Below are 21,189 nucleotides of genomic sequence, written 5' to 3'. Positions count from 1 at the left end.
CGTCCTTTCAGGGGCGCGGCCCGTCGACGAGCTCCGACGGGCCGGCGGGCGTGACGGCATGCGAGCCATCGCCGTGGCCCGACGGCCGGGACGCGGCGTCGAGGGATTCGAGGATGTTGGTCAGCGCGTTGTGCAGGTGCACATGGGTCGCGTGCGCGGCGAGGTCGGCGTCGCCGCGGGCGATGGCGGAGGCTATGAGCCGGTGCTCGGCGACGGATGCCGTCAGCCGGTCCCGGTTGTCACGAGCGAGCCTGCGCACCCTGACGAGGTGATTGCGGACGGTGCGCAGCGCGGCGGTGAGATAGTCGTTGGCCACCGCGTCGTCGAGCGTCTCGTCGAAGCGGGCGATGAGCCGGTAGTAGGAGTCGAGTCCGTCACCGCCGTCGAGATCGACGCCGGCGAACGCACGCTCGAGCTCCGCGAACGCCGCCGCATCCCCTCGTGCGGCGGCCAGCCGCGCGGCGGATTCCTCGAGTGCGCGTCGCACCTCGAAGATCTCGCGGATGTCGTCGGCGTCGATCGCCGTGACGACGGTCACGCGCGGCGACTGCTGGGCCACGAGCCCGTCCGCGGCGAGGCGTCCGAGCGCCTCTCGCAGCGGGGTGCGGCTGACCCCCAGGCGGGCCGCCTGCTCGACTTCGCCGAGGACGGCGCCGGGACGGAGCACACCGGACTGGATCTCATCGAGGAGCGTCGCGTACGCGCGGTCACTGGCTCGCACGGCGTCACCTCCTTCACCACGGCCCGACCCAGTGTATACAAACGCGGTCAGATCGGGAGCGAAAGGCAGGATGCTCGGTCGACTGGTATACAAAGCCGCCGATGCGCTCGTCCCGAGCGCTACACGATTCACAAATTCATGAAACGCGCGTATCCTCGCCACCATGAACACCGTCATCCGCACGAGCGGCCTGACCAAGACCTATGGCAGCGTCCACGCCCTCGACGGCCTCGACCTCGTCGTCGAGGAGGGCCGGATCCACGGGTTCCTGGGCCCGAACGGCGCCGGGAAGTCCACCACCATCCGGATCCTGCTCGGCCTTGCGCGCAGATCCGGCGGCGAGGCATCCGTCTTCGGTGCCGACCCGTGGCGGGATGCCGTCGCGCTGCATCGCCGCATCGCCTACGTCCCGGGCGATGTCAGCGTCTGGCCGAACCTGTCCGGAGGTGAGGCGATCGACCTCATGGCGCGGCTTCGCGGTGCGTCCCGGCACGACGCCCGGTACCGCACCGAGAAGCAGCGGCTGATGGAGGCCTTCGAGTTCGACCCCCGGAAGAAGGGTCGGGCGTACTCGAAGGGCAACCGGCAGAAGGTCGCTCTCATCGCCGCGTTCGCCGTGCCGGCCGACCTCTACATCCTCGACGAGCCCACCAGCGGCCTCGATCCCCTCATGGAGGTCATGTTCCGCCGCGAGATCGAACGGGTCCGGGATGCCGGAGCCACGGTGCTGCTGTCGAGCCACATCCTCTCGGAGGTCGAGCACCTGTGCGACCGCGTGTCCATCATCCGAGCGGGCCGCGTGGTCGAGAGCGGCACCCTGTCGGAGCTGCGGCACCTGACGCGCGACGAGGTCTCGTTCGAAGGCGCCGATGCCGCCGCCTTCGCGGAGCTGACCGGGGTCCATGACGTCAGCGCCCGGGACGGACGCGTGCGCTTCACCGTCGACAGCGATGCGGTGGCGACCGTGCTGCCCGAGCTCGCGCGGCGACGCGTCTCGGGGCTGCGTATCGCACCGCCGTCGCTCGAGGAGCTCTTCCTGCGCCACTACGGCGACGAGCTCCGCGGCGACGCAGGAGACCGCGCATCGTCGAGTGCCGGAGTGTCCGGTGGCCGACTCGAGGGTGCCCGGTGAACGGCTTCACGGCCCTCCTCGGGCTGCGCGCGCAGCGCGACGGCGCGCAGCTGGCCGTGTGGACGCTCGCGACAGCCGTGCTCGCGTACGGCTCGAGCGTGGGAGTGGCCCAATCCTTCGGCTCGCTCGAGGAGCGCACCTCGCTGCTGGCGCTGGCGGTGGCCAATCCCGTGGTCCTGCTCTTCCGCGGGCTTCCGTCGGGCACCGACGAAGGGGCGTTCATCGTGTTCCTGGTGCTGCCGTTCCTCGCGATGCTCGCCGCCCTCATGGCGGGGTTCCTCGCGGTCCGGCACAGCCGGGCCGAGGAGGAGACCGGACGGGCCGAACTCGTGGCGGCCACACCTGCCGGGCGAGGGGTGCCGTTCGCCGCCACCCTCCTGCACGGTGTGCTCGCATGCGCACTGATCGGCGTGGCGGGCGCGAGTGGACTGCTCCTCAGCGGTCTCGGCCTCGCCGGGAGCGCATTCACCGGCGCGGCGATCGCCGCCACGGGCGTGGTCTTCCTCGCCGTCGGGCTGCTGGCGGCGCAGCTGTTCCACAGCGCACGAGCCGCCAACTCGCTGACCGTGATGCTGCTCGTCGGGACGTTCCTCGTGGGCGGCATCGGCAACGCCCTCGGCGCACCCGACGACACGCTGACCCGGATGACCAGCAGCGGGCTGGCGTGGGTCTCGCCCTTCGTGTGGGCCGAGAACAGCCGCCCGTTCGCCGATGATGATCCGCTTCCCCTGCTTCTCGCGCTCGGCGTGTCGGCAGCGCTCATCGGGATCGCCCTGGTCCTGAAGTCGGCGCGTGACCTGGGAACCGGTGTGCTCGCCGCGCGCCGGGCTCGTCCGGCGGCATCCCCGCTCCTCTCCGGCCCGGTGGGACTGGTGTGGCGGCTGAGCGCCGGCTCGCTCATCGCCTGGACCGTCGGCGCGGCGGTGGTCGGCATCCTCTCGACATCTCTCGCCTCGGTGGTGCAGCAGGTCGCGTCGGAGAACCCGGCCGTCAGGGCGATCCTCGATCAGCTCGCCGCCGAAGGATCGATGGATCAGGGCCTCATCGTGACGTTCTTCGTCATGGTCGGCGTCCTGGCGGCGTGCTACGGCGTGCAGACCGTCCAGCGTGCACGGCAGGAGGAGACGCATGGCACGGCCGAGGCGGCGCTCGCGACGCCGGTGAGCCGGGTGAGATGGCTCAGCGCGTTCCTGGTCGTCGCACTGCTCGGCATCGTCGTCATCGCGGGCGCCGCGGTCCTCGGGGCGGGGATCGCCCTGACGGCGTCAGGGGGCGAGGAGTCGCTGGTCGGGGATGCCCTGGTGGTCGGAGCCGGGCAGGCCCTCGCCGCGACGGTGTTCGCCGTGCTCGCAGCGCTGGTGTTCGCCGTCGCACCACGGGCGACAGTCGTCGTCGGATGGGCGCTGGTCCTGGCGGCGGCCTGCCTGGCTCTGTTCGGGACGATCTTCGGCATCGACGAAGACCTCGTCGCTCTCTCGCCCTTCGCTGCCATCCCGGTCCCGGACGGCGACGGTGTCGATCAGGGAGGCATCCTGTGGCTCTCGATCGCGATGCTCAGCGGGGGCGCGGCGGCGCTCGCCTTCATGCGACGTCGCGAACTCGCCCCGGGCGGATAGGTTCGAGTAGGGGAGGATCCATGGGCGATGGGCATCCGGGCGTCGAATCCGCGGAGCAGGCAGCGGCGATGCTGGCGGCGGCCGGCATGGCTCGGATGCCTGCCCGCGTGATGATGGCGCTCGTCGGCTCGCCCGATGAGGGGTACACCGCCGCGGAGCTGGCCGACCGGCTCGGCGTCTCGGCCGCAGCCGTGTCGGGCGCCGTGCGGTACCTCATCTCGATGCGGCTCATCCAGCGGTTGTCGCGGCCCGGCGACCGTCGTGACCGCTACGACCTGACCGACGACGCGTGGGCCGGCATGATCACGTCGAACGCTCCCCTGTACGCCGCCCTCGCGGCGCACATGGAGCGCATCGCGGATGAGAACGAGGATGCTCCCGCGTCGGTCGCGCGCGCCCGCGAGACCGCCGACTTCCTGCGCTTCCTGACCGAGCGGATGCCGCAGCTCGTGGACGAGTGGAGAGCGCAGCGCCGGTAGCCTTGCCTGAGTGACCGACGCTCCTCCCCGCTACATCGTGGCCACCGACGGCGCCTGCAAGGGCAACCCCGGACCGACCGGATGGGCGTGGGTCGGGGAGGACGGCCACTGGGCCGCGGGGTCGATCCCGCTCGGGACGAACAACATCGGCGAGCTCACCGGACTGCTCAAGGCCATCGAGGACCACATGGATGTGGTCGATCTCGTCGTCCAGGCCGACTCCCGGTACGCGATCGACACGTACGAGAAGTGGATGGACGGTCATCGCCGCCGGGGCTGGAAGACCTCGACGGGGGCGCCGACGAAGAACGTCGATCTGCTCGAGCAGCTGATCCGCGTGCGGGACGCGCGCCGCGCGGCGGGCCTTCCCGATGTCGTGCTCGAGCATGTGCGCGGCCACTCCGGACACGTGCTCAACGCGTGGGCGGACGAACGCGCCGTGCGGGCATCCGAGCATGCCGCCAAGGGCGTCGCGAGCGCGTGGTCGTCGCTGGGCTCACAGGATCGGATCGACGTCTCGAGCGCCCCCCGCAACGGACGCTGAGGCGGACCGGCCTCCTTCGTCGCCCATCCGGGACGCGCAGCTCACAGCGCGGCGAGGTGCTCCTGCAGCTGATCGATGGCGGCGCGCTGGCCCTTCACCAGGCGCTCCCGGGCGGCATCCAGCCCCATCCACTCGGCGCGGTCGACCTCCGGGAAGGACGCGGTCCGCCCTGAGCGGGGCGGCCACTCCATCTCGAACTCGCCGAACTCCAGGTTCTCGACCGTGAAGTCCTCGCCGTCGGCGACGAACACCGTCACCCGCTTGCCCGACGAGTACGGGAACGTCCCCAGCTCGGCATACGGCCCCTCGGGCGGGTCGACCCCCAGCTCCTCGCGGAACTCCCGGCGTGCGGCATCCAGCGCCGGCTCCTCGCCCTCGTCGAACTCGCCCTTCGGGATCGACCAAGCGCCGGCATCCTTCGCAGCCCAGAACGGCCCGCCCATGTGCGCGATGAGCACTTCGGGCTCGGGGCCGGTGAGCCGGTACAGCAGGATGCCGGCGCTGGTCGTGGGCATGATCTCAGATCAGGCCGGGCGCTTCTTCGGCGACACGGAGTAGGTCTCCTGCGGGTCGGTGACCGCGACGGGGGCGAGGGCCTCGTCGATGGCGGCCATCGTGTCGGCGTCGAGGGCGATGCCGGACGCCTTGACCGTGTCGTCGAGCTGCTCGGGGCGGGATGCCCCGACCAGCGCGGCCGCGACGTTCTTGTTCTGCAGCACCCACGCGATGGACAGCTGCGCCATGGTGAGCCCGGCCTGCTCGGCGACCGGCTTGAGCTTCTGCACCGCCTCGAGGACCTCGTCGCGCAGGAAGCGGGCGATGAAGTTCGCGCCGCTCTTCTCGTCGGTGGCCCGCGAGCCTTCGGGCGCGGGCTGCCCGGGAAGGTACTTGCCCGTGAGCACGCCCTGTGCCATCGGCGACCAGACGATCTGCGAGATCCCGAGCTCCTCGGAGGTCGGCACGACCTTGCCCTCGATGACCCGCCACAGCGCGGAGTACTGCGGCTGGTTGGACACCAGCTGGAACTTCAGCTCCTTGGCGAGGGCGTGACCCTCGCGCAGCTGCTCGGCTGTCCACTCGGACACGCCGATGTAGAGCGCCTTGCCCTGCCGCACCACGTCCGCGAAGGCCTGCATGGTCTCCTCGAGCGGCGTCTCGTAGTCGTAGCGGTGCGCCTGGTACAGCTCGACATAGTCGGTGCCGAGCCGCTTGAGGGAGCCGTTGATGGACTCGAAGATGTGCTTGCGGCTGAGGCCGTTGTCGTTCGGTCCCTTGGGCCCGGTCGGCCAGTAGACCTTGGTGAAGATCTCGAGCGACTCACGACGCTGGCCCTTGAGCGCCTCGCCCAGCACCGACTCCGCCGCCGTATTGGCGTAGACGTCGGCGGTGTCGAAGCTCGTGATGCCGAGATCCAGAGCCCGGTGCACCGTCTTGATGGCGGCGTCGTTCTCCACCTGCGACCCGTGGGTCACCCAGTTGCCGTACGTGATCTCCGAGACCTTGAGCCCGCTGTTGCCGAGGTAGCGATATTCGACCATCCGGATGTGATTCCTTTCGAGGGGTGGCTGGTGCCGCGCCGGGAGGGCGCGGCGGTTCAGGGGACGCGGTACCCCGCTGCGCGGAACAGCTCGTACCACTGAGCGCGCGTGAGCGGGATGTCGGAGCCGAGAGCGGCGCCGGCGACGCGCTCGGGAGTCGTGGTGCCGAGCACGACCTGCATGCCGGCGGGATGCCGGGTGATCCAGGCGGTCGCGATCGCGATCGGCGGGACGTCGTACTCGGCTGCCAGCCGGTCGATGACCTCGTTGAGCTCGGCATACTCGGGCGCACCCAGGAATGTGCCCGTGAAGAAGCCGGACTGGAACGGCGACCACGCCTGGATCGTGATGCCCTCCAAGCGGCAGTAGTCGACCACACCCCCGCCGTCGAGCGTCACCGACTGCTCGAGCCCCGCCATGTTGGCCGCGACCCCCTGCGCGATGATCGGCGCGTGGGTGATCGACAGCTGCAGCTGGTTGGCGACGATCGGCTGGCGCACCGCGGTCTTCAGCAGCGCGATCTGTCCGGGCGTGTGGTTGGACACCCCGAAGGCGCGCACCTTGCCGGACTGCTCCAGTTCGTCGAAGGCCCGGGCCACCTCGTCGGGCTCCACGAGCGCGTCCGGACGGTGCAGCAGGAGGACGTCGATGTAGTCGGTCTGCAGCGCCTCGAGCGAGCCCTCGACCGAGCGGATCAGGTGCTCGTACGAGAAGTCGAAGTACGGTCCGTCCTTGACGATCCCCGCCTTCGTCTGGATGGTGAACCCCTCCCGCTGCGACGGCGTCAGCTGCATCGCCTCGGCGAAGCGGCGCTCGCAGCCGTGCAGCTCCTTGCCGTAGATGTCGGCGTGATCGATGAAGTCGATGCCGGCGTCGCGGGCGGTGCGGACGAGCTCGCGCACCTCGTCATCGGTCTTGTCGGCGATGCGCATCAGGCCGAGGACGATGTTCGGCGCCTCGGCGGCGTCCGGACCGAAGGGGATTCGCTTCACTGCTGCTCCTCGCTGCGTGGGGGTTCCACCCTAGGCACCGCACCAGGCAGAAGTCCAACAACTGACAACAATGCGATTCAGAAGTATCGTGTGTGAATGGATCTCCGTCAGATGGAGTACTTCGTCGCCCTCGCCGACGAGCAGCAGTTCACGCGCGCAGCGGCGATCTGCGGTGTCTCGCAGTCGGGCCTGTCGGCTGCGATCCGCAGTCTCGAGGAGGAGCTGGGCACGAGCCTGTTCTCGCGCACCACGCGCCGTGTCGTTCCGACCGATGCGGGGCTCGCTCTGCTGCCGCACGCGCGGGGCATGCTCGCCGAGTCCGCCGCCGGGCGGGATGCCGTCGTCCGGGCGACGCACCAGCTGTCCGGGAGCCTGCGCGTGGGCGCGGAGCAGTGCCTCGGGTTCGTGGACCTGCCGCCGCTGCTGGAGCGCTTCCATCGCCGGCATCCGCTGGTCGACATCCACTTCACGCAGGCCGGCTCCCACGAGCTGTCGGCGCAGGCGCGCGGCGGCGAACTCGACGTCGCCTTCGTCGCGACGACCGAGCACGTCTCCACGGTGCGCGCCACCGAGCTGGGCCGCCGCCCGCTCGTGCTGCTGACACCGCCGGACGACGCGCTCGCCGGGTCGGCCCGCGTCGCGTGGGCTCAGCTGACCGATCGCGAGTTCGTCGATTTCCGCCCCGCGTGGGGCGTCCGGTCGCTCAACGACGCGGCCTTCGCCTCTCACGGGATCCGCCGCCGGGTGCGGTGCACCGTCGACGACGTCCACACGCTCCTCGACCTCGTCCATCGCGGGCTCGGCATCGCGCTGGTGCCGGAGCACGTGGCATCCAAGCCGCACGCGGAGGGCCTCGTGAAGGTGTCGCTGCCTCAGGATGCGACGCCCCAGTGGGTCGTCTCGGCGATCGTCGCACCTACCGCCGATCCGTCGGCCGGCCGCCTCCTCGACCTGCTCGCGAGTGAGCGGGCCTCGCGTGACGCCGAGCCGGCGGCCGAGGCGCTGGCGCCCGCCTGACGGTCGGCGCGGACGGCCGCGATCAGCGCGCCGAGGTCATGCCACGCCGCCCTGGGCGACGTCGACGCGCTCGCGCCAGCTGCGCGCGGTGACGCGGTCCAGTGCGACCTGCCGTCGCAGGGCGTCGGCCTTCTCGTACAGCGACGGCTCGCCCCAGCTCGTGAGCACCTTCACCAGCACGGGCAGCAGCTCGATCATGAAGAAGAGGCCCGCGATGAGCCAGTGCGCCCACGCGAGCACCGGCTGCTGGTGCGACAGCCGCTCGAGCCCGCTGATCTGGCTGAGCAGGCCCGTCGCACCGGCGTTGCCGCCCGCGATCTCCGCGGCGCGGGCGTTGTAGGCGGCGAGGGCCGCCTCGTACTGCTCGCGTGCGGCCGGCAGCTCGTCCCGCGCCTGCTGCTTGTTCTGCGCCTCCGAGGCGGCGACGTCCGCGGTCCCGGTCGCCTGCGCGGCAGCGAGATCGGCCTCGGCGGCGCGCAGCTGCGAGGCCAGGTCGTCGTATGACGCCTGGGCGGCCTCGAGCTGGTCCTGAGCGGCGCCGGAGCTTGCCCCCTCGCCGGCGACACCGCTGCAGCCGGCGACTTCGCCGGCGCCCTCGCCACTGATCTCGCACTGGTAGATCGCGCGTGCCTGATCGATCACCTGCTGCTGGGCGGCGAGCTTCGCGGTCAGATCGTCGACGGTCTGCTGCGCGGCCGCGGCCGACGCCGACATGGTGTCGGCGCCCGCGACGACGCCGGTGGCCGCCTGGCTCTCGAGGGCGGCGACGCGCTCGCTCGCGGCATCCAGCGCCTGCTTCTCAGGGCCGTTCGCGACCGCGTCCTGGTCCGTCTGCGCCTGCACGACATTCGTGGCGTTGACCTCGCGGGCGATGTCGTTGTGGAAGATCTGCAGCACGAGCGGCTCGGCCACCACGATGCCGATGACCGCCGCCATGATCACGCGCGGGAACGCGAGGCCGATGAGCCGCCAGATGCTGTGGCTCGAGCGCATCGTCGACGTGAGGAAGCGGTCGAGGTTGAAGATGATGAGCGCCCACACGATCGCCAGCGGCACGGCGGCCCACGCGAGGATCTGCACACCCGTCGTGAGCGCGAAGAACATCGAGATGGCCGAGACCAGAGCGGTGCCCGCGAGCACGAAGAACATCTGGACGAAGCGGGGCGTCTCGGTGGGGACGTGATCCAGCACCGAGCCGTCGGCACCGCCGAGCACCGCGAGCCGCCGCGCGGCCGAGCCGCGGCTGCGTGCCCGCCGCGCGCGTGCGGGGCGTCCGGCGAGCGCGGGATCGGCGCTGCGTTCCGGGCTGCCCTCGGCGTCCCCGGTGCGCTCGGCTTCGGGGCCGCGTCCCGCACGATGCTGCGCCGGGGTGTCGATCAGCTCGTCGGTCGCCGGAAACGGGTCCTCGGGACCGTCTGTGTCACCTGACGCTGCACGCGCCCTCCGGAGGTCGTCGAGGTACAGCTCGTCCGCCGTCTCGGAGTCCGCGTCGAGCTCGATGCGGCCGTCGGAGCCGAACCTGCCCGGCCGATGAACGGAAAAAGACATTCGGCCACCATAGGCAAGCCAACCTGGGCGTCGGGTGTGTCACGCCTCCTGCGGCGTGACGGCGGCCGCGGCCACGTCCTCCTCCGTCGCGACCAGCTGGCCGCACGCGCCGTCGATCTCCTTGCCACGGGTGTCGCGGAGGGTCGTCGGGATGCCGGCGGCGTTCAGCCGCCGGACGAACTCGTTCTGGACGTCGCGTTCCGAGGCCGTCCAGATGGACCCGGGCGTCGGGTTGAGCGGGATGGGGTTCACGTGCACCCAGCCTCGTCCGCGCGCGTTGAGCTTCTCGGCGAGCAGGTCGGCGCGCCACCCGTGATCGTTCATGTCCTTGATCAGGGCGTATTCGATCGACACGCGGCGCCCGGTCTTCTCGAAGTAGGCCCGTGCCGCATCGAGGGCCTCGTCGACCTTCCACCGGGAGTTGACCGGGATGAGCTCGTCGCGCAACTGGTCGTCGGGCGCGTGCAGCGACAGCGCGAAGGTGACGGGGATGTCCTCGTTCGCGAGCTTCGTGATCGCGGGGACGAGGCCCACGGTCGACACCGTGATGCCCCGTGCGCTCATTCCGAGCCCGTGATCCTTGTCGGTCATGACCCGCACCGCCTGCATGACGCGCGCGTAGTTGGCCAGCGGCTCACCCATCCCCATGAAGACGATGTTGGTGACGCGCTCGTCGGGATGCTCGGGGCGTCCGAAGCCGCGGTCGCGGATGATGCGGTTCGCCCGGACGACCTGCTCGATGATCTCGGCGGCCGACATGTTGCGCGTGAGGCCCGCCTGCCCGGTGGCGCAGAAGGGGCAGTTCATGCCGCATCCGGCCTGCGACGACACGCACAGCGTGATGCGACCGGGGTACCGCATGAGCACCGACTCGACCAGGGCCCCGTCGTGCAGCTTCCACAGGAACTTGATGGTGTCGCCGCTGTCGGTCTCGAGGCGGCGCACCTCGGTGAGCAGCGGCGGGAGGAGACCGTGCACGAGCTCGTCGCGCCCGGCCGCCGGCAGATCCGTCATCTCGGCGGGGTCGTGCGTGTAGTGACGGAAGTAGTGCTTCTCCAGCTGCTTGGCCCGAAACCCCGGCATCCCCAGCTCCTGCACCTTCGCCACCCGCTCCGGCGGCGTGAGATCGGCCAGATGCACCGGCGGCTTGCCGCGCTTGGGACTGGCGAACTGCAGCAGCGGCCGGCCCTCGGCATCCTTCTTCTGGGTCCATCCCTCGGTGCGCGGCCGCACCTGCGCCACGCCGCCGGACTCGCCGTCCTGGCGCACCGGACGGGGCTTCGTGGCGCGCACGGGCGAGATCTCGGTCATGGTTCCCAGGGTAGGCGACCCGCCTGAACGGATGCCCGGCTAGCGTGGTGTCGTGAGCGACGAGGTGACGGTCAGACCCATCCGACCCGAGGACGCCGGCGAGGTGCTGACCCTCCAGCGCGCGGCGTTCGTGTCGGAGGCCCTCATCTACGGCACCCCCGAGATGCCGCCGCTCACGCAGACCCTCGAGGAGCTCGAGGCGGAGCTGCGCGAGAACCTCGGATGCGTCGCGCTGTCGGGGCCCCGGATCGTCGGGGCCGTGCGCGCCCAGCGAGACGGCGAGCTGCTGCTGATCGGCCGCATCGCGATCGCGCCCGATCAGCAGGGCCGAGGCGTCGGCACGACGCTCCTCGCCGCGGTCGAGGCGCGCGGGCGCGAGGTCGGCGCGACCGAGGCGGAGCTGTTCACCGGGTCGCTGAGCGAGGCGAACCTGCGGCTGTACCAGCGCGAGGGCTACCGCGAGACCCAGCGGGTGCCCGGCGACGACGGCACAGCGCAGGTCTTCATGCGCAAGTCGCTGCGCGACTGACTCCGGCTCCACCGGGCGCTTCGGCTCGCGCGGCGCGGGGACTAGGGTGACGTCGTGGTCCCACTCGAGAACCTGCTGGCCTTCACGCTCGCCGCTGTGGTGCTGATCGTGATCCCGGGTCCGAGCGTGCTCTTCACGATCGGGCGCGCGCTCGCCCTCGGCCGGATCGGAGGTCTGCTCAGCGTGCTGGGGAACGCTCTGGGCCTGCTGCCGGTCGTCGGGCTCGTCGCCCTCGGGGTCGGCGGCATCGTCGCGCAGTCCGTGATGCTGTTCACCGCCGTGAAGATCCTCGGCGCCGCCTACCTGGTCTTCCTCGGCATCCAGGCCATCCGCCATCGCTCCCGCGCCGCCGCGGAAGCCGCCGGCGCGACGATGCCCCGCTCCGCGTGGCGCCAGCTGAGCGAAGGGTTCCTCGTGGGCATCACCAACCCCAAGACCATCGCGTTCTTCGTCGCGGTGCTGCCGCAGTTCGTCGATCTGTCCAGCGGCTCCGTGCCGCTGCAGATGATGCAGCTCGGCCTGGTGTTCTTCGTCATCGCCCTCGTCTCGGACGGCATCTGGGCGCTGGTCGCGGCCGCGGCGCGGTCCTGGTTCGGCCGCTCCCCGCGCCGCATCGCCACGCTGTCCGCGACCGGCGGTGGGCTCATGATCGGGCTCGGCGGCATCCTGCTGTTCAGCGGGGACCGGCACTGATGGCGCCGGACACCGCGAGCTCGCGCACCATCTTCCTCGACGTCGACGGGACCCTTCTCGAGCACGGGGAGCACATCGCACCGCGGACGGCCGAGGCGATCCGCGCCGCCCGCGCCGCGGGGCACCTCGTGTTCCTCAGCACCGGACGCTCGGCGGCCGACATCCACCCCCGCGTCGCCGAGATCGGCTTCGACGGGGCGATCACCAACTCGGGGGCGCTCGTCACGGCGGGTGACACGGTGGTCGCCGACCGGCCGCTCGCCCCCGCACTGACCCACCGGATGCTGTCCGCCTTGCATGCCCGTGGCATCCGGTATTTCCTGCAGACGCATGACGGGGTCTACGCGAGCGACGACATGGCGGAGCTGCTCGCGACGTATCTGCAGCAGCTGCGCGACCGCGAGACCGCCCGCGGCGGCCTCCGGCCCGAGGACTCGTTCGCCGGCCTCGCCGGCCGCCGGTTCCCGAGCACGGCCGACGCCGACCTCACGCGCATCGCCAAGGCCGTGTTCGTGAGCGACCACGCCGAGGGCCTGAACGAACTGCGCGCCGACCTCGGCGAGGACTTCCTCGTGGTGCCGGGGAGCATCCCGCTGCCGGGCGGCTCGAACGGGGAGATCAGCGAGCGCGACACCACCAAGGGGTCGGCGATCGAGCTGCTGCTGGAGCACCTCGGACGCGACGCGGCGAGCGCGATCGCCGTGGGAGACAGCTGGAACGACGTCGAGATGTTCCAGGTCTGCGGCACGAGCGTCGCCATGGGCAACGCGCACGACGAGCTCAAGGCGATGGCGGACTTCGTCACGACGAACGTGCTCGACGACGGCGTGTGGCACGCCTTCCGGCGGCTGGGCCTGGTCTGACCGGCGCCGCCGGCGGGAGCTTTCAGCCGACCGCCGGTTCGGCGCCGAGGTTGACGAGGTTGCCGGCGGGGTCGCGCACGCGGGCGACCCGTTCGCCCCACGGCATGTCGGCCGGCGGCTGATCCGCCTGGGCGCCGGCGGCGATGCACGCTTCGAAGGCGCTGTCGACGTCGTCGACGTAGAACCACAGCGACGAGCGGTCGTGAGCGGCGGGCGCCGGCTCGACGTCGGGGTCTCGACCGATGCCGAGGGACGCGTCGCCGAGCGTGAGCGAGACGTAGTCGTCGACGTCATCGGCACCGAAGCGGTAGGTCACCGCGGCGCCGAGCGCCGCTTCGTAGAAGCGCACGATGGCCGGCAGGTCGCGCGTCACCAGGATCGGGAAGAGCTGCCGCACCGCCATGCGGTCACCTTACGCCGGCGCTGTCAGTTCAGGAAGACGTCCGGGAAGAGCTGCTCGTCCGGCGTCCCGGGCACGGCGGCGTACCGCGAGAAATCCGTCACGCCGGCCGCTTCGAGGACGTCTTCGACGATCAGCGTCTGCCCGGTGTACCCGCGCGAGGGCTTGATGAGCACCTCGTACGCGGCGTCGGCGTAGATCTCGGGCGTGCGGCTCGCCTTCATCATCGCGTCTCCTCCGAGGGCGAACCGCACCGCGGCGGTCGCGATCGTCGTGCGCGGCCAGAGCGTGTTCGCGGCGATGCCGGCGTCGGCGAACTCGGCCGCGAGTCCGAGCGTCGCCATCGTCATGCCGTACTTCGCCAGCGTGTAGCCGGTGTGCGCGCCGAGCCAGCGCGGCGACAGGTTCAGCGGCGGCGAGAGCGACAGGATGTGCGGGTTCGCGGCCTCCTTCAGGATCGGGATCGCCGTCCGCGACAGCATGAACGTCCCGCGCACGTTGACGTCCTGCATCAGGTCGTACTTCTTCGCCGGCAGGTCGAGGGAGCCGGAGAGGTCGATCACGCTGGCGTTGTTCACGACGATGTCGATGCCGCCGAACTCGCCCTCGGTCTTGAGCACCGCCTCGGTGACGTCGTCGTCGTTGCGGACGTCGCCGACGATCGGCAGCGCCCGACCGCCCGCGGCGCGGATCTCCTCGGCGGCGGAGTGCACCGTCCCCTCCAGCTTGGGGTGCGGCGTGTCGGTCTTGGCCAGGAGCGCGACGTTCGCGCCGTCGCGCGCTGCCCGCAGCGCGATGGCGAGTCCGATGCCCCGGCTGCCGCCGGACATCAGGATGGTCTTGCCGGCGAGTGTTCCGTTGGCGGCATCGGTCATGTCGAGGTCTCCTTGCTGGCCGTGATCACGTCTGGCTCCTGGCGATGGTGTGTCCCGATCTCGCGGTGACGTGTCCCAGGAATGCGGCCTGGGAGGGCGTTCGAGCAGCGAATTCGGGACATGGTCAGTCTCGGGGTCGAGCGGATTTCGCGGATGCCGCGGCGAAGGCCGCCACTCGCGCTCTCGATTCCTCGGTATTGAAGCGGGCGCCGATCGACGCGGCCTCGTCGTCGAGGTTGTCGGAGAAGGCGCGCCCGGCGCCGGAGCGGATGAGGCGCTTGGCCTGCCCGAACGCGCCCGTGGCACCGTCGAGCCAGGACCGCGCGACCTCCTCGGACCTCCCGGCGACGTGTCCCGCAGCGACCACCTCGGTGACCAGCCCCCAGTCCAGCGCCGTCGCGGCCTCGATCGTGACATCCTGCAGCAGCAGCTGAAGCGCCCGGCGCTGACCGATCGCCGCAGGCAGCAGGGTCGACACCCCGAGGTCGGGCGTCAGGCCGATGTTCGCGTATTTGCTGACGAACTTCGCCGAGTCCGCCGCAACGATGTAGTCGGCCGTCAGCATCAGTCCGAGCCCGCCGCCGGCGACCGCGCCCTGCACCGCGGCGACGATGGGCTTGTCGGACTCGACGAACGTCCGGATGCCCTCGTGGATGACTTTCGCGGCGGCGGTGACGTCGGCGCCTGCGGCGCCGGACGTCGCCATCGCCATGACATCGCCGCCCGCGCAGAACGCCGGGCCGGCGGCATCCAGGATCACCGCACCCACCGAGGCGTCGTCCACGACCGTCCGGGCGATGTCGCGCCAGCGCGCGCCCATCTCGAAATCCATGGCGTTGAGGAAGGCGGGGCGGTTGAACGTCACGCGGGCGAGGCCGTCGCGGACGTCGAGGAGGATCGAATCGGTCATGTCAGCCTCGTTCACTTGGGCGCCATCCGGATCGCGCCGTCCAGGCGGATCGTCTCGCCGTTGAGGTAGCCGTTGTCGACGATGGCGAGAACCAGACGCGCGTACTCGTCCGGGGTGCCGAGGCGCTGCGGGTAGGGCACCTGCTGCCCGAGCGACTCCTGCGCGGCCGGCGGCAGGCCTTTCAGCATCGGCGTCTCCATGATGCCGGGGGCGATCGTGCACACCCGGATGCCGTAGCGGGCCAGTTCCCGCGCGATCGGCAGCGTCATGGCGTGCACCCCGCCCTTGCTCGCCGAGTACGCCGGCTGGCCGATCTGCCCGTCGAAGGCGGCCACGCTGGCGGTGTTGACGATGACGCCGCGGTCGCCGGAATCGCTGGGGTCGGCCTGCGCCATGACGGCCGACGCCTGAGCGATGACGTTGTACGTGCCGATCAGGTTCACCCGGACGATGCGCTCGAAGCCGGCGAGCGGCGTCGGCATCCCGTCCCTGTCGAGCACTTTGGCAGGCGGCGCGATGCCGGCGCAGTTCACGACGACGCGCAGCGGATCGGAAGCCGCCGCGGCCGCCACCGCTGCCGCCACCTGGTCGGCATCGGTGACATCGGCCGGCGAGAAGGACCCGCCGAACTCACGTGCGACCTCGGCGCCGGCCGAGCCCGGAAGGTCGACGATCGTGACGGCCGCTCCAGCTTCGGCGAGGCAGCGTGCCGTTGCGAGACCGAGGCCGCTCGCCCCTCCTGTGACGAGAGCGGACGCACCCGTGATGTCCATTCGTTCTCCTTCGAACCGGTATCGGGTTCCACCATACGTGGTACTGCGTTCCAGCACGCGCGGCATGCCTCACCCCACGCTACCGATGCGACCGCCCGGTCGGGTCAGCGGGCGTCGACCGGGTCCGCGAGGGCGTCCTCCTGCCGGAGGACGTCGCGCTCGCGGCGGGCGGCCGCGACGAAGCCCCAGAGGAAGACGAACCCGACCACGGGCAGCAGGATGTCGGTGTAGAGGATGCTTCCCGCGTTGCCCTGCGCCTGGTTGCCGCTGGTGACGAGCTGGTAGACGTGGCCGGCCGCGGCGCCCCACAGGAACAGCGCGGGCCCGAGCAGGGCGGCGAGCTTGACCACCCAGCCCTGCCGGTCCGGGAAGGCGAGGAAGCCCACGGCGGCGAAGCCGAGGCTCGCGAAGGCGACCTCCAGCTGGAACGGGCTCTGCTCCCAGCCGATGATCTCGGCCGTGAAATCTCCGAAGACGCTGTGCATGACGAAGTTGTAGAGGTAGCTGACCCCCACCGACAGCAGCAGGAAGTGGTTGAGCAGCTTCTCCCACACATCGGCCGGTGAGAGCTCGCCGGTCCGACGCTTGCGCCTGAGCATCCCGATGCCGGCGGTGATCAGGCCGAGCAGCAGCAGCGTGACGGTGAAGTTGGACAGCACGAGAGTGATGGTGTTCGCGATGACGGATTCCATGGACGTCCTTCCGACAGTCCCCCTGACGACCACGGCGGGTGCCGCGATTGCACTGTACTGGCCGTCCCGCCGGGGAACGACGATGACAAGGGGCGTCGGCCTGACTCGAATGAGCCCCACCCCTCCCCCGACCCCGTCGACGACGTGTGCTCTCGCCGAGACCGCATGTCGCGCACGCCCGCAGCGTGCGGTCTCGGCGAGGAGATACGGTCTCGGCGATGGGGCAGCCGGAATGAGCGGACGCGGCAGGGCAGGATGGACCCGTGTCGATCCCGATCGAGCCGGTCGCCGTGCCCGAGGTGGTGCGGAAGCTCGCCCGCGGGGCGCGCCTCGAACCGGTGTGGCGCAACGACTACGGCGGTCTGACATTCCGCACGGACGATGGTCGCTACATCAAGCACGGCCCGCGCAACGCCGAGTCCTCGTTCGCCGGCGAGGCTGCTCGCCTTGCCTGGGCCGCACCCTACGCGCGTGTGCCGTCGCCGCTGGAGCTGGGCGGTGACGACACGCACGAGTGGCTCGTGACGGGCGCACTGACCGGGCGGTCGGCGGTGGACCCGCGCTGGGTCGCCGAGCCCGAGCTCGCCGTGCGCGCGGTCGGCGAGGGCCTGCGCGCCCTGCATGATGCGCTTCCGGTGGCCGACTGCCCCTACGACTGGTCGGTGCCCGCGCGGATCGCGAACGCCGAGCGCCGAGGCATCCGGATGCCGGCAGCGCTGCGCGAGGCGCCTCCGATCGACCGGCTCGTGGTCTGCCATGGCGACGCCTGCTGCCCCAACACCCTCATCGGGGACGATGGTCGATGGAGCGGGCATGTCGACTTCGGCACGCTGGGCGTCGCGGACCGCTGGGCCGACATCGCGGTGGCGTCGATGTCGACGGCATGGGACTATGGCGACGGATGGGAGGACGCCCTCATCGAGGCGTATGGGATCGAGCCCGACCCCGTGCGTCTGTCGTACTACCGAGAGCTCTGGAACGCGACATGACGACCATCACCGGAACCGTCGCCAAGATCGACGGCGACCCCCACCTCGTGATCCTTCGGCGCTTCCGCGCCACCCCCGAGGAGGTGTGGCGCGAGCTGACCGAGTCCGACCGGCTCGAGCGCTGGATCGGCCGGTGGGAAGGCGACCCGAGAACCGGCGGCGTGACGTTCTTCATGACGGCGGAGGGAGCGGATGCCGAGCCCGAGGAGTACACGATCCTCGAGTGCGATCCGCCCCGTCGCTTCGCCGGCGACACGTCGCAGGCCGGCGGCGCGTGGCACCTGTGGTTCGAGCTCGCCCAGCAGGACGGCGACACCATCCTGACCTTCGGCCAGCGGCTGAACCCCAGTGAGGACGTCGGGACGATCGGGCCCGGCTGGGAGTACTACCTCGACCGCCTCGTCGCCGCTCAGGCGGGGCTCGACGCGGACTCGGTGCGGTGGGACGACTACTTCCCCGCGCTGCAGCCGGCGTACGAGGAGCTCGTGGCCGCCGACTGATCGCGCGGGGGGCGCGACGTCACGACCATACGAAACGGAACGATCCGGCAGCGACCGCTGCGCCGATCGCGATCGCCATGATCGCCACGCCGCCTCCGAGCGCCGCGAGGTCGCGCGCTCCGAGCCGTGAGGGACGCGACCACGTGCGCGGGATCCCCGAGCCGAAGCCGCGCGCCTCCATCGCCATCGCGAGCTTCGTGCCCCGGCGCACGGCGAACACGAGCAGCACGAAGGCCATGGAGAAGAAGCGGCGCACCGCGCCGGTGTCCCCCACGCCCCGCGCGCGACGGGCGAGGTCCATGCTGCGCCAGTCGTCGAGGAAGAGACCGAGGGTGCGCGTGCCGGCGAGCACGCCGAGCACGAACCGGCTGGGGAGTCTCGCGATCTGCGCGAGCGCATCGGCGAGATCGGTGGGGTCGGTGCGTCCGAACAGCAGGATCGTCGGCAGTCCCAGCGCGAGGACGCGCACGCACACCGCGAGGGCGAGCGCGATGGAGTCGTCGCTGATCGTGGCGTACCAGAACGACCAGTGCACCGTTCCACCGGGCTCGGCGTACAGCAGCATGCTGACACCGGCCACCGGCGCGAAGATGAGGATCGGCAGCATCCGCTTCGTCACCGTCGATACCGGCAGACCCGTCAGCGGGATGCAGCACAGCTGGAGGGCGATCGCGGCCAGGGCGCTCACGACATCGATCGAGGCGAGGAGCGGGATCGACAGCACGAGGGCCAGCACGATCTTGGTCACCGGGTTCACGCCGTCGAGCCACGGGGTGACAGGCGACCGGCTCTCGGTGCGGACTTGCACCGCGGTCACGGCATGCTCCCCGCCGGGACGGCGGTTCCCAGGTCGATGCGGTGGCCGCCGAGGTGGTGCCGGACCTCCTCGTCGTGCGTGACGGCGACGACGCTCGTGCCCGAGGCGATCTGGGCCTGCAGGAGGCGCACCAGCTCGATCCAGCCGCGGCGATCCTGACCGAAGGTGGGCTCGTCGAGAACGATCACCGGCGGCGCGTCGGCGAGCGCGGTCGCCACCGACAGCCGACGCTTCTGGCCACCCGACAGCGTGAACGGGTTGGCCGCCGCGAGCGGTGCCAGGTGCAGCCGCTCGAGCAGGTCGTCCACGATCGCGGCCACCGCCGGCGCGTTCAGGCCCCGGGAGCGCGGACCGATCGCGAGCTCGTCCCGCACGGTCGAGGCGAGGAACTGGTGCTCGGGCTCCTGGAACACCGTGCCGATGCGGGTCAGCAGCTCGCGGGACTTCCAGCGCGAGGGGCGCCGGCCGGACCGCGCCGCGAGCTCGGGTGCGGCGATCACCTCCCCGGCCGCCTCGGGCAGGAGCCCCGCGAGCGTCAGGGCGAGCGTGGACTTGCCCGCTCCGTTCGGGCCGGTGACGACCGTCGCGGCGGCACGGGGGACGCGCACGTCCAGTCCTTCGCGCACGACGGCGCGTCCGTCGCGCGAGATGGACAGAGCGGATGCCTCCAGCACGGCGTCGGCGGCCGGCGCGGCCGGGTGCAGCACCGGCAGCTCGAGCGGATGCCCCGGCACCCACACGCCCGCCGACGCCAGCGTCGCGCCGTGGCGGGCGAACACCTCGTCAGGTCGGCCGTCGGCGAGGAGGCCGCCCTCGGCACCCACGACCAGCACGCGATCCATGAGGTCGACCCATACCGGGGTGCGGTGCTCGATGACCACGAGGGTCGCACCGGTCTCCGCCACGGCGCGCGCCACGGATTCCCGCACGTCGCGAACGCCCTCGGGATCGAGGTTGGCGGTCGGTTCGTCCAGAAGCAGCACGCCGGGACGCATGGCCAGCACCCCGGCCAGAGCCAGTCGCTGCTTCTGCCCGCCCGACAGGGCCTTCGTCGGATGCGTCAGCGGCACGCGGAGCCCGACCGCGTCGAGCGCCTCGCGCACGCGCGCCGGGATCTCGGCCGCCGGGACGCCGAGGTTCTCGCAGCCGAACGCGACGTCGTCACCGACACGTGAGAGCACCACCCCGGCGTCCGGATCCTGCAGCACGAGCCCCACACGACCGCGCTGCGCTTCGGCGCGGTGGCCGTCGACGAGCAGCGAGCCGGTCTCGTCGCCTTCGTCGGCACCGCCGAGAAGGCCCGCGATGCCGGCGAGCAGCGTCGATTTGCCCGCACCGGACGCGCCGAGCAGCAGCACGCGCTCGCCGGGCTCGATCGTGAAGGACACATCGCGCACGGCCGGTGCACGACGCCCGGCGTAGCGCCATCCCCAGCCCGCCGCCGTGATGCGGGCCGGGCGGGTGGTCGGCATGTCAGACCTCGCGGCGCGCTTCGCGTCCGGCCGCGAAGCGGTTCAGCGCCCCCGTCGCCGCGAGCGCCCGCACCGCGGCCCATCCGACGACGCCGGCGAGCACCGCCCCGGACGCCAGCACCGACCCGAGGTAGATGAGGTTGAACTCCAGCGTCTTCAGGATGTTCGGCGAGCTGCCGTAGAACAGCTCGAAGATCCACGCGGCCGCAGCGGCGCCCGCGCCGGCGAGGATCGCCACCGGAAGAGTGAACCGCCGGTACAGGAACAGCGCGAAGATGAGCTCCGCGCCGAGCCCCTGCACGAGGCCGGAGAGAACAGTGGACACGCCCCACACGTTCCCGATGAGCATCGACACGATCGCGGCGATCACCTCGACCAGCAGCGCGGCTCCCGGCTTGCGGATGACCAGGCCGCCGATCACGCCGCCGATGAGCCAGATGCCCACGGCGATCCCGCCGAGGCCGGGGGTCAAGCCGTCCATCGCGGTGAACCAGGCATAGCCGACGGTGTTCCAGGCCCAGAACACCAGGCCCAGGGCGACGCCGAGGACGGCGGCCACCACGATGTCGACGACGCGCCAGCGGTAGCGGTTCGTCGGGGTCTTCCCGCCGCGAGCGGAGTCGACGGTGGACGTGGACGTGTGCATATGAACTCCTCCCTGCGCCGGCATGATCCGGATCAGGTTCGACGGTCGAAGCGTGGATCGCTTCCTCTCAGCCCGGCTCACCGGACTCCCGTGGTTGTGGCCTCGAGTATACCGCCGCGCGTGCGGGGTATC

24 protein-coding genes and 1 riboswitch are annotated in these 21,189 nt (G+C 71.1%); of the genes, 10 read left to right on the top strand and 14 right to left on the bottom strand.

The window, feature by feature from the left end; genetic code table 11:
• Positions 1-7: 7 nt before the first annotated feature.
• Positions 8-721, bottom strand: coding sequence for a GntR family transcriptional regulator (locus AC5RVZ_RS01040; protein WP_494063931.1), 714 nt, complete (start codon positions 719-721; stop codon positions 8-10).
• A gap of 163 nt (positions 722-884) precedes the next feature.
• On the opposite strand from AC5RVZ_RS01040, the gene AC5RVZ_RS01035 reads away from it, so the two are divergent.
• Genes AC5RVZ_RS01035 through AC5RVZ_RS01020 form a run of 4 tightly spaced genes read left to right on the top strand, consistent with a single transcriptional unit; the run spans position 885 to position 4,492 of the window.
• On the top strand, positions 885-1,853 hold the full coding sequence (locus AC5RVZ_RS01035) for an ABC transporter ATP-binding protein (protein ID WP_494063930.1): 969 nt from the start codon (positions 885-887) through the stop codon (positions 1,851-1,853).
• Positions 1,850-3,469 carry an ABC transporter permease gene (locus AC5RVZ_RS01030; protein WP_494063929.1) on the top strand — a complete coding sequence of 540 codons (1,620 nt, stop codon included), beginning with the start codon at positions 1,850-1,852 and terminating at the stop codon, positions 3,467-3,469. Before AC5RVZ_RS01035 ends, AC5RVZ_RS01030 begins: the two co-directional genes overlap by 4 nt.
• A gap of 20 nt (positions 3,470-3,489) precedes the next feature.
• Entirely contained in the window at positions 3,490-3,948 is a 459-nt protein-coding gene (locus tag AC5RVZ_RS01025) for a GbsR/MarR family transcriptional regulator (RefSeq protein WP_494063928.1), read from the top strand.
• Positions 3,949-3,958: 10 nt separating this feature from the next.
• Positions 3,959-4,492 (top strand): ribonuclease H family protein, encoded by a 534-nt coding sequence (locus tag AC5RVZ_RS01020; RefSeq protein WP_494063927.1) that lies wholly within the window; start codon positions 3,959-3,961, stop codon positions 4,490-4,492.
• Between the two features lie 41 nt (positions 4,493-4,533).
• Here AC5RVZ_RS01020 and AC5RVZ_RS01015 read toward each other — a convergent pair whose 3' ends face one another.
• From AC5RVZ_RS01015 to AC5RVZ_RS01005, 3 genes are read right to left on the bottom strand one after another with little or no spacing between them, the layout of a single operon-like run.
• Positions 4,534-5,007 carry an NUDIX hydrolase gene (locus AC5RVZ_RS01015; protein ID WP_494063926.1) on the bottom strand — a complete coding sequence of 158 codons (474 nt, stop codon included), beginning with the start codon at positions 5,005-5,007 and terminating at the stop codon, positions 4,534-4,536.
• Positions 5,008-5,016: 9 nt separating this feature from the next.
• On the bottom strand, positions 5,017-6,030 hold the full coding sequence (locus tag AC5RVZ_RS01010; protein WP_494063925.1) for an aldo/keto reductase family protein: 1,014 nt from the start codon (positions 6,028-6,030) through the stop codon (positions 5,017-5,019).
• A gap of 56 nt (positions 6,031-6,086) precedes the next feature.
• Positions 6,087-7,022, bottom strand: coding sequence for an aldo/keto reductase (locus AC5RVZ_RS01005; RefSeq protein WP_494063924.1), 936 nt, complete (start codon positions 7,020-7,022; stop codon positions 6,087-6,089).
• A gap of 96 nt (positions 7,023-7,118) precedes the next feature.
• On the opposite strand from AC5RVZ_RS01005, the gene AC5RVZ_RS01000 reads away from it, so the two are divergent.
• Positions 7,119-8,039 carry a LysR family transcriptional regulator gene (locus tag AC5RVZ_RS01000; RefSeq protein ID WP_494063923.1) on the top strand — a complete coding sequence of 307 codons (921 nt, stop codon included), beginning with the start codon at positions 7,119-7,121 and terminating at the stop codon, positions 8,037-8,039.
• 36 nt (positions 8,040-8,075) lie between these two features.
• Here the strand turns inward: AC5RVZ_RS01000 and AC5RVZ_RS00995 are convergent, their stop codons facing one another.
• Both AC5RVZ_RS00995 and rlmN read right to left on the bottom strand, forming a co-directional pair.
• The gene (locus tag AC5RVZ_RS00995; RefSeq protein WP_494063922.1) at positions 8,076-9,587 is read right to left on the bottom strand and encodes a DUF4407 domain-containing protein; all 1,512 of its coding nucleotides are present in this window, start codon (positions 9,585-9,587) and stop codon (positions 8,076-8,078) included.
• A gap of 39 nt (positions 9,588-9,626) precedes the next feature.
• Positions 9,627-10,898: a dual-specificity RNA methyltransferase RlmN gene (gene rlmN / locus AC5RVZ_RS00990; protein WP_494063921.1), complete on the bottom strand. Its 1,272-nt coding sequence runs from the start codon at positions 10,896-10,898 to the stop codon at positions 9,627-9,629.
• 52 nt (positions 10,899-10,950) lie between these two features.
• Between rlmN and AC5RVZ_RS00985 the strand changes: the two genes are divergently transcribed.
• The 3 genes from AC5RVZ_RS00985 to AC5RVZ_RS00975 are packed head-to-tail and all read left to right on the top strand — an operon-like array spanning position 10,951 to position 12,983.
• Positions 10,951-11,427 carry a GNAT family N-acetyltransferase gene (locus AC5RVZ_RS00985; protein ID WP_494063920.1) on the top strand — a complete coding sequence of 159 codons (477 nt, stop codon included), beginning with the start codon at positions 10,951-10,953 and terminating at the stop codon, positions 11,425-11,427.
• Positions 11,428-11,481: 54 nt separating this feature from the next.
• Complete coding sequence (locus tag AC5RVZ_RS00980) at positions 11,482-12,120, top strand: LysE family translocator (protein ID WP_494063919.1); 639 nt, start codon at positions 11,482-11,484, stop codon at positions 12,118-12,120.
• Positions 12,120-12,983, top strand: coding sequence for an HAD family hydrolase (locus AC5RVZ_RS00975; RefSeq protein ID WP_494063918.1), 864 nt, complete (start codon positions 12,120-12,122; stop codon positions 12,981-12,983). The genes AC5RVZ_RS00980 and AC5RVZ_RS00975 overlap by 1 nt, the downstream gene beginning before the upstream one ends.
• Positions 12,984-13,005: 22 nt before the next feature.
• Here AC5RVZ_RS00975 and AC5RVZ_RS00970 read toward each other — a convergent pair whose 3' ends face one another.
• The 5 genes from AC5RVZ_RS00970 to AC5RVZ_RS00950 all read right to left on the bottom strand — a co-directional run bounded on the left by AC5RVZ_RS00970 (position 13,006) and on the right by AC5RVZ_RS00950 (position 16,633).
• The gene (locus AC5RVZ_RS00970) at positions 13,006-13,386 is read right to left on the bottom strand and encodes a VOC family protein (RefSeq protein ID WP_494063917.1); all 381 of its coding nucleotides are present in this window, start codon (positions 13,384-13,386) and stop codon (positions 13,006-13,008) included.
• Between the two features lie 23 nt (positions 13,387-13,409).
• Positions 13,410-14,258, bottom strand: coding sequence for an SDR family oxidoreductase (locus tag AC5RVZ_RS00965; protein ID WP_494063916.1), 849 nt, complete (start codon positions 14,256-14,258; stop codon positions 13,410-13,412).
• A gap of 124 nt (positions 14,259-14,382) precedes the next feature.
• Positions 14,383-15,168: an enoyl-CoA hydratase/isomerase family protein gene (locus AC5RVZ_RS00960; protein ID WP_494063915.1), complete on the bottom strand. Its 786-nt coding sequence runs from the start codon at positions 15,166-15,168 to the stop codon at positions 14,383-14,385.
• 11 nt (positions 15,169-15,179) lie between these two features.
• Entirely contained in the window at positions 15,180-15,941 is a 762-nt protein-coding gene (locus tag AC5RVZ_RS00955) for an SDR family NAD(P)-dependent oxidoreductase (RefSeq protein ID WP_494063914.1), read from the bottom strand.
• Between the two features lie 104 nt (positions 15,942-16,045).
• Positions 16,046-16,633, bottom strand: a complete 588-nt coding sequence (locus tag AC5RVZ_RS00950; protein ID WP_494063913.1) for a DUF6790 family protein — start codon at positions 16,631-16,633, stop codon at positions 16,046-16,048.
• Between the two features lie 263 nt (positions 16,634-16,896).
• Here AC5RVZ_RS00950 and AC5RVZ_RS00945 point away from each other — a divergent pair, with 263 nt between their 5' ends.
• Positions 16,897-17,622, top strand: coding sequence for a phosphotransferase (locus AC5RVZ_RS00945; protein WP_494063912.1), 726 nt, complete (start codon positions 16,897-16,899; stop codon positions 17,620-17,622).
• Positions 17,619-18,122, top strand: coding sequence for an SRPBCC family protein (locus AC5RVZ_RS00940; protein WP_494063911.1), 504 nt, complete (start codon positions 17,619-17,621; stop codon positions 18,120-18,122). Before AC5RVZ_RS00945 ends, AC5RVZ_RS00940 begins: the two co-directional genes overlap by 4 nt.
• Positions 18,123-18,141: 19 nt before the next feature.
• On the opposite strand, the gene AC5RVZ_RS00935 is transcribed toward AC5RVZ_RS00940, so the two are convergent.
• The 3 genes from AC5RVZ_RS00935 to AC5RVZ_RS00925 form a co-directional block, all read right to left on the bottom strand.
• Complete coding sequence (locus AC5RVZ_RS00935) at positions 18,142-18,939, bottom strand: energy-coupling factor transporter transmembrane component T family protein (protein ID WP_494063910.1); 798 nt, start codon at positions 18,937-18,939, stop codon at positions 18,142-18,144.
• Positions 18,936-20,411: an ABC transporter ATP-binding protein gene (locus AC5RVZ_RS00930; RefSeq protein ID WP_494063909.1), complete on the bottom strand. Its 1,476-nt coding sequence runs from the start codon at positions 20,409-20,411 to the stop codon at positions 18,936-18,938. Before AC5RVZ_RS00930 ends, AC5RVZ_RS00935 begins: the two co-directional genes overlap by 4 nt.
• A 1-nt stretch (position 20,412) precedes the next feature.
• Positions 20,413-21,057 (bottom strand): ECF transporter S component, encoded by a 645-nt coding sequence (locus AC5RVZ_RS00925; protein ID WP_494063908.1) that lies wholly within the window; start codon positions 21,055-21,057, stop codon positions 20,413-20,415.
• Positions 21,048-21,159: riboswitch (TPP riboswitch) on the bottom strand. (Overlaps the previous gene by 10 nt.)
• Positions 21,160-21,189: the final 30 nt, after the last annotated feature.

The sequence above is a fragment of the Arthrobacter sp. Cza30 genome, assembly GCF_059090765.1.
Note: the sequence above shows the minus strand (reverse complement) of the source record. Positions and strands in the feature narration are given on the sequence as shown.

Excerpts from the sequence above, each read along its gene's own strand:
- AC5RVZ_RS00995 (WP_494063922.1), bottom strand. The coding sequence starts at position 9,587 with ATGTCTTTTTCCGTTCATCGGCCGGGCAGGTTCGGCTCCGACGGCCGC.
- AC5RVZ_RS01015 (WP_494063926.1), bottom strand. The coding sequence starts at position 5,007 with ATGCCCACGACCAGCGCCGGCATCCTGCTGTACCGGCTCACCGGCCCC.
- AC5RVZ_RS00950 (WP_494063913.1), bottom strand. The coding sequence starts at position 16,633 with ATGGAATCCGTCATCGCGAACACCATCACTCTCGTGCTGTCCAACTTC.
- AC5RVZ_RS01010 (WP_494063925.1), bottom strand. The coding sequence starts at position 6,030 with ATGGTCGAATATCGCTACCTCGGCAACAGCGGGCTCAAGGTCTCGGAG.
- AC5RVZ_RS00960 (WP_494063915.1), bottom strand. The coding sequence starts at position 15,168 with ATGACCGATTCGATCCTCCTCGACGTCCGCGACGGCCTCGCCCGCGTG.
- AC5RVZ_RS00940 (WP_494063911.1), top strand. The coding sequence starts at position 17,619 with ATGACGACCATCACCGGAACCGTCGCCAAGATCGACGGCGACCCCCAC.
- AC5RVZ_RS00930 (WP_494063909.1), bottom strand. The coding sequence starts at position 20,411 with ATGCCGACCACCCGCCCGGCCCGCATCACGGCGGCGGGCTGGGGATGG.
- AC5RVZ_RS01000 (WP_494063923.1), top strand. The coding sequence starts at position 7,119 with ATGGATCTCCGTCAGATGGAGTACTTCGTCGCCCTCGCCGACGAGCAG.
- AC5RVZ_RS00955 (WP_494063914.1), bottom strand. The coding sequence starts at position 15,941 with ATGGACATCACGGGTGCGTCCGCTCTCGTCACAGGAGGGGCGAGCGGC.
- AC5RVZ_RS00925 (WP_494063908.1), bottom strand. The coding sequence starts at position 21,057 with ATGCACACGTCCACGTCCACCGTCGACTCCGCTCGCGGCGGGAAGACC.
- AC5RVZ_RS01025 (WP_494063928.1), top strand. The coding sequence starts at position 3,490 with ATGGGCGATGGGCATCCGGGCGTCGAATCCGCGGAGCAGGCAGCGGCG.
- AC5RVZ_RS00975 (WP_494063918.1), top strand. The coding sequence starts at position 12,120 with ATGGCGCCGGACACCGCGAGCTCGCGCACCATCTTCCTCGACGTCGAC.
- rlmN (WP_494063921.1), bottom strand. The coding sequence starts at position 10,898 with ATGACCGAGATCTCGCCCGTGCGCGCCACGAAGCCCCGTCCGGTGCGC.
- AC5RVZ_RS00965 (WP_494063916.1), bottom strand. The coding sequence starts at position 14,258 with ATGACCGATGCCGCCAACGGAACACTCGCCGGCAAGACCATCCTGATG.
- AC5RVZ_RS01035 (WP_494063930.1), top strand. The coding sequence starts at position 885 with ATGAACACCGTCATCCGCACGAGCGGCCTGACCAAGACCTATGGCAGC.
- AC5RVZ_RS00970 (WP_494063917.1), bottom strand. The coding sequence starts at position 13,386 with ATGGCGGTGCGGCAGCTCTTCCCGATCCTGGTGACGCGCGACCTGCCG.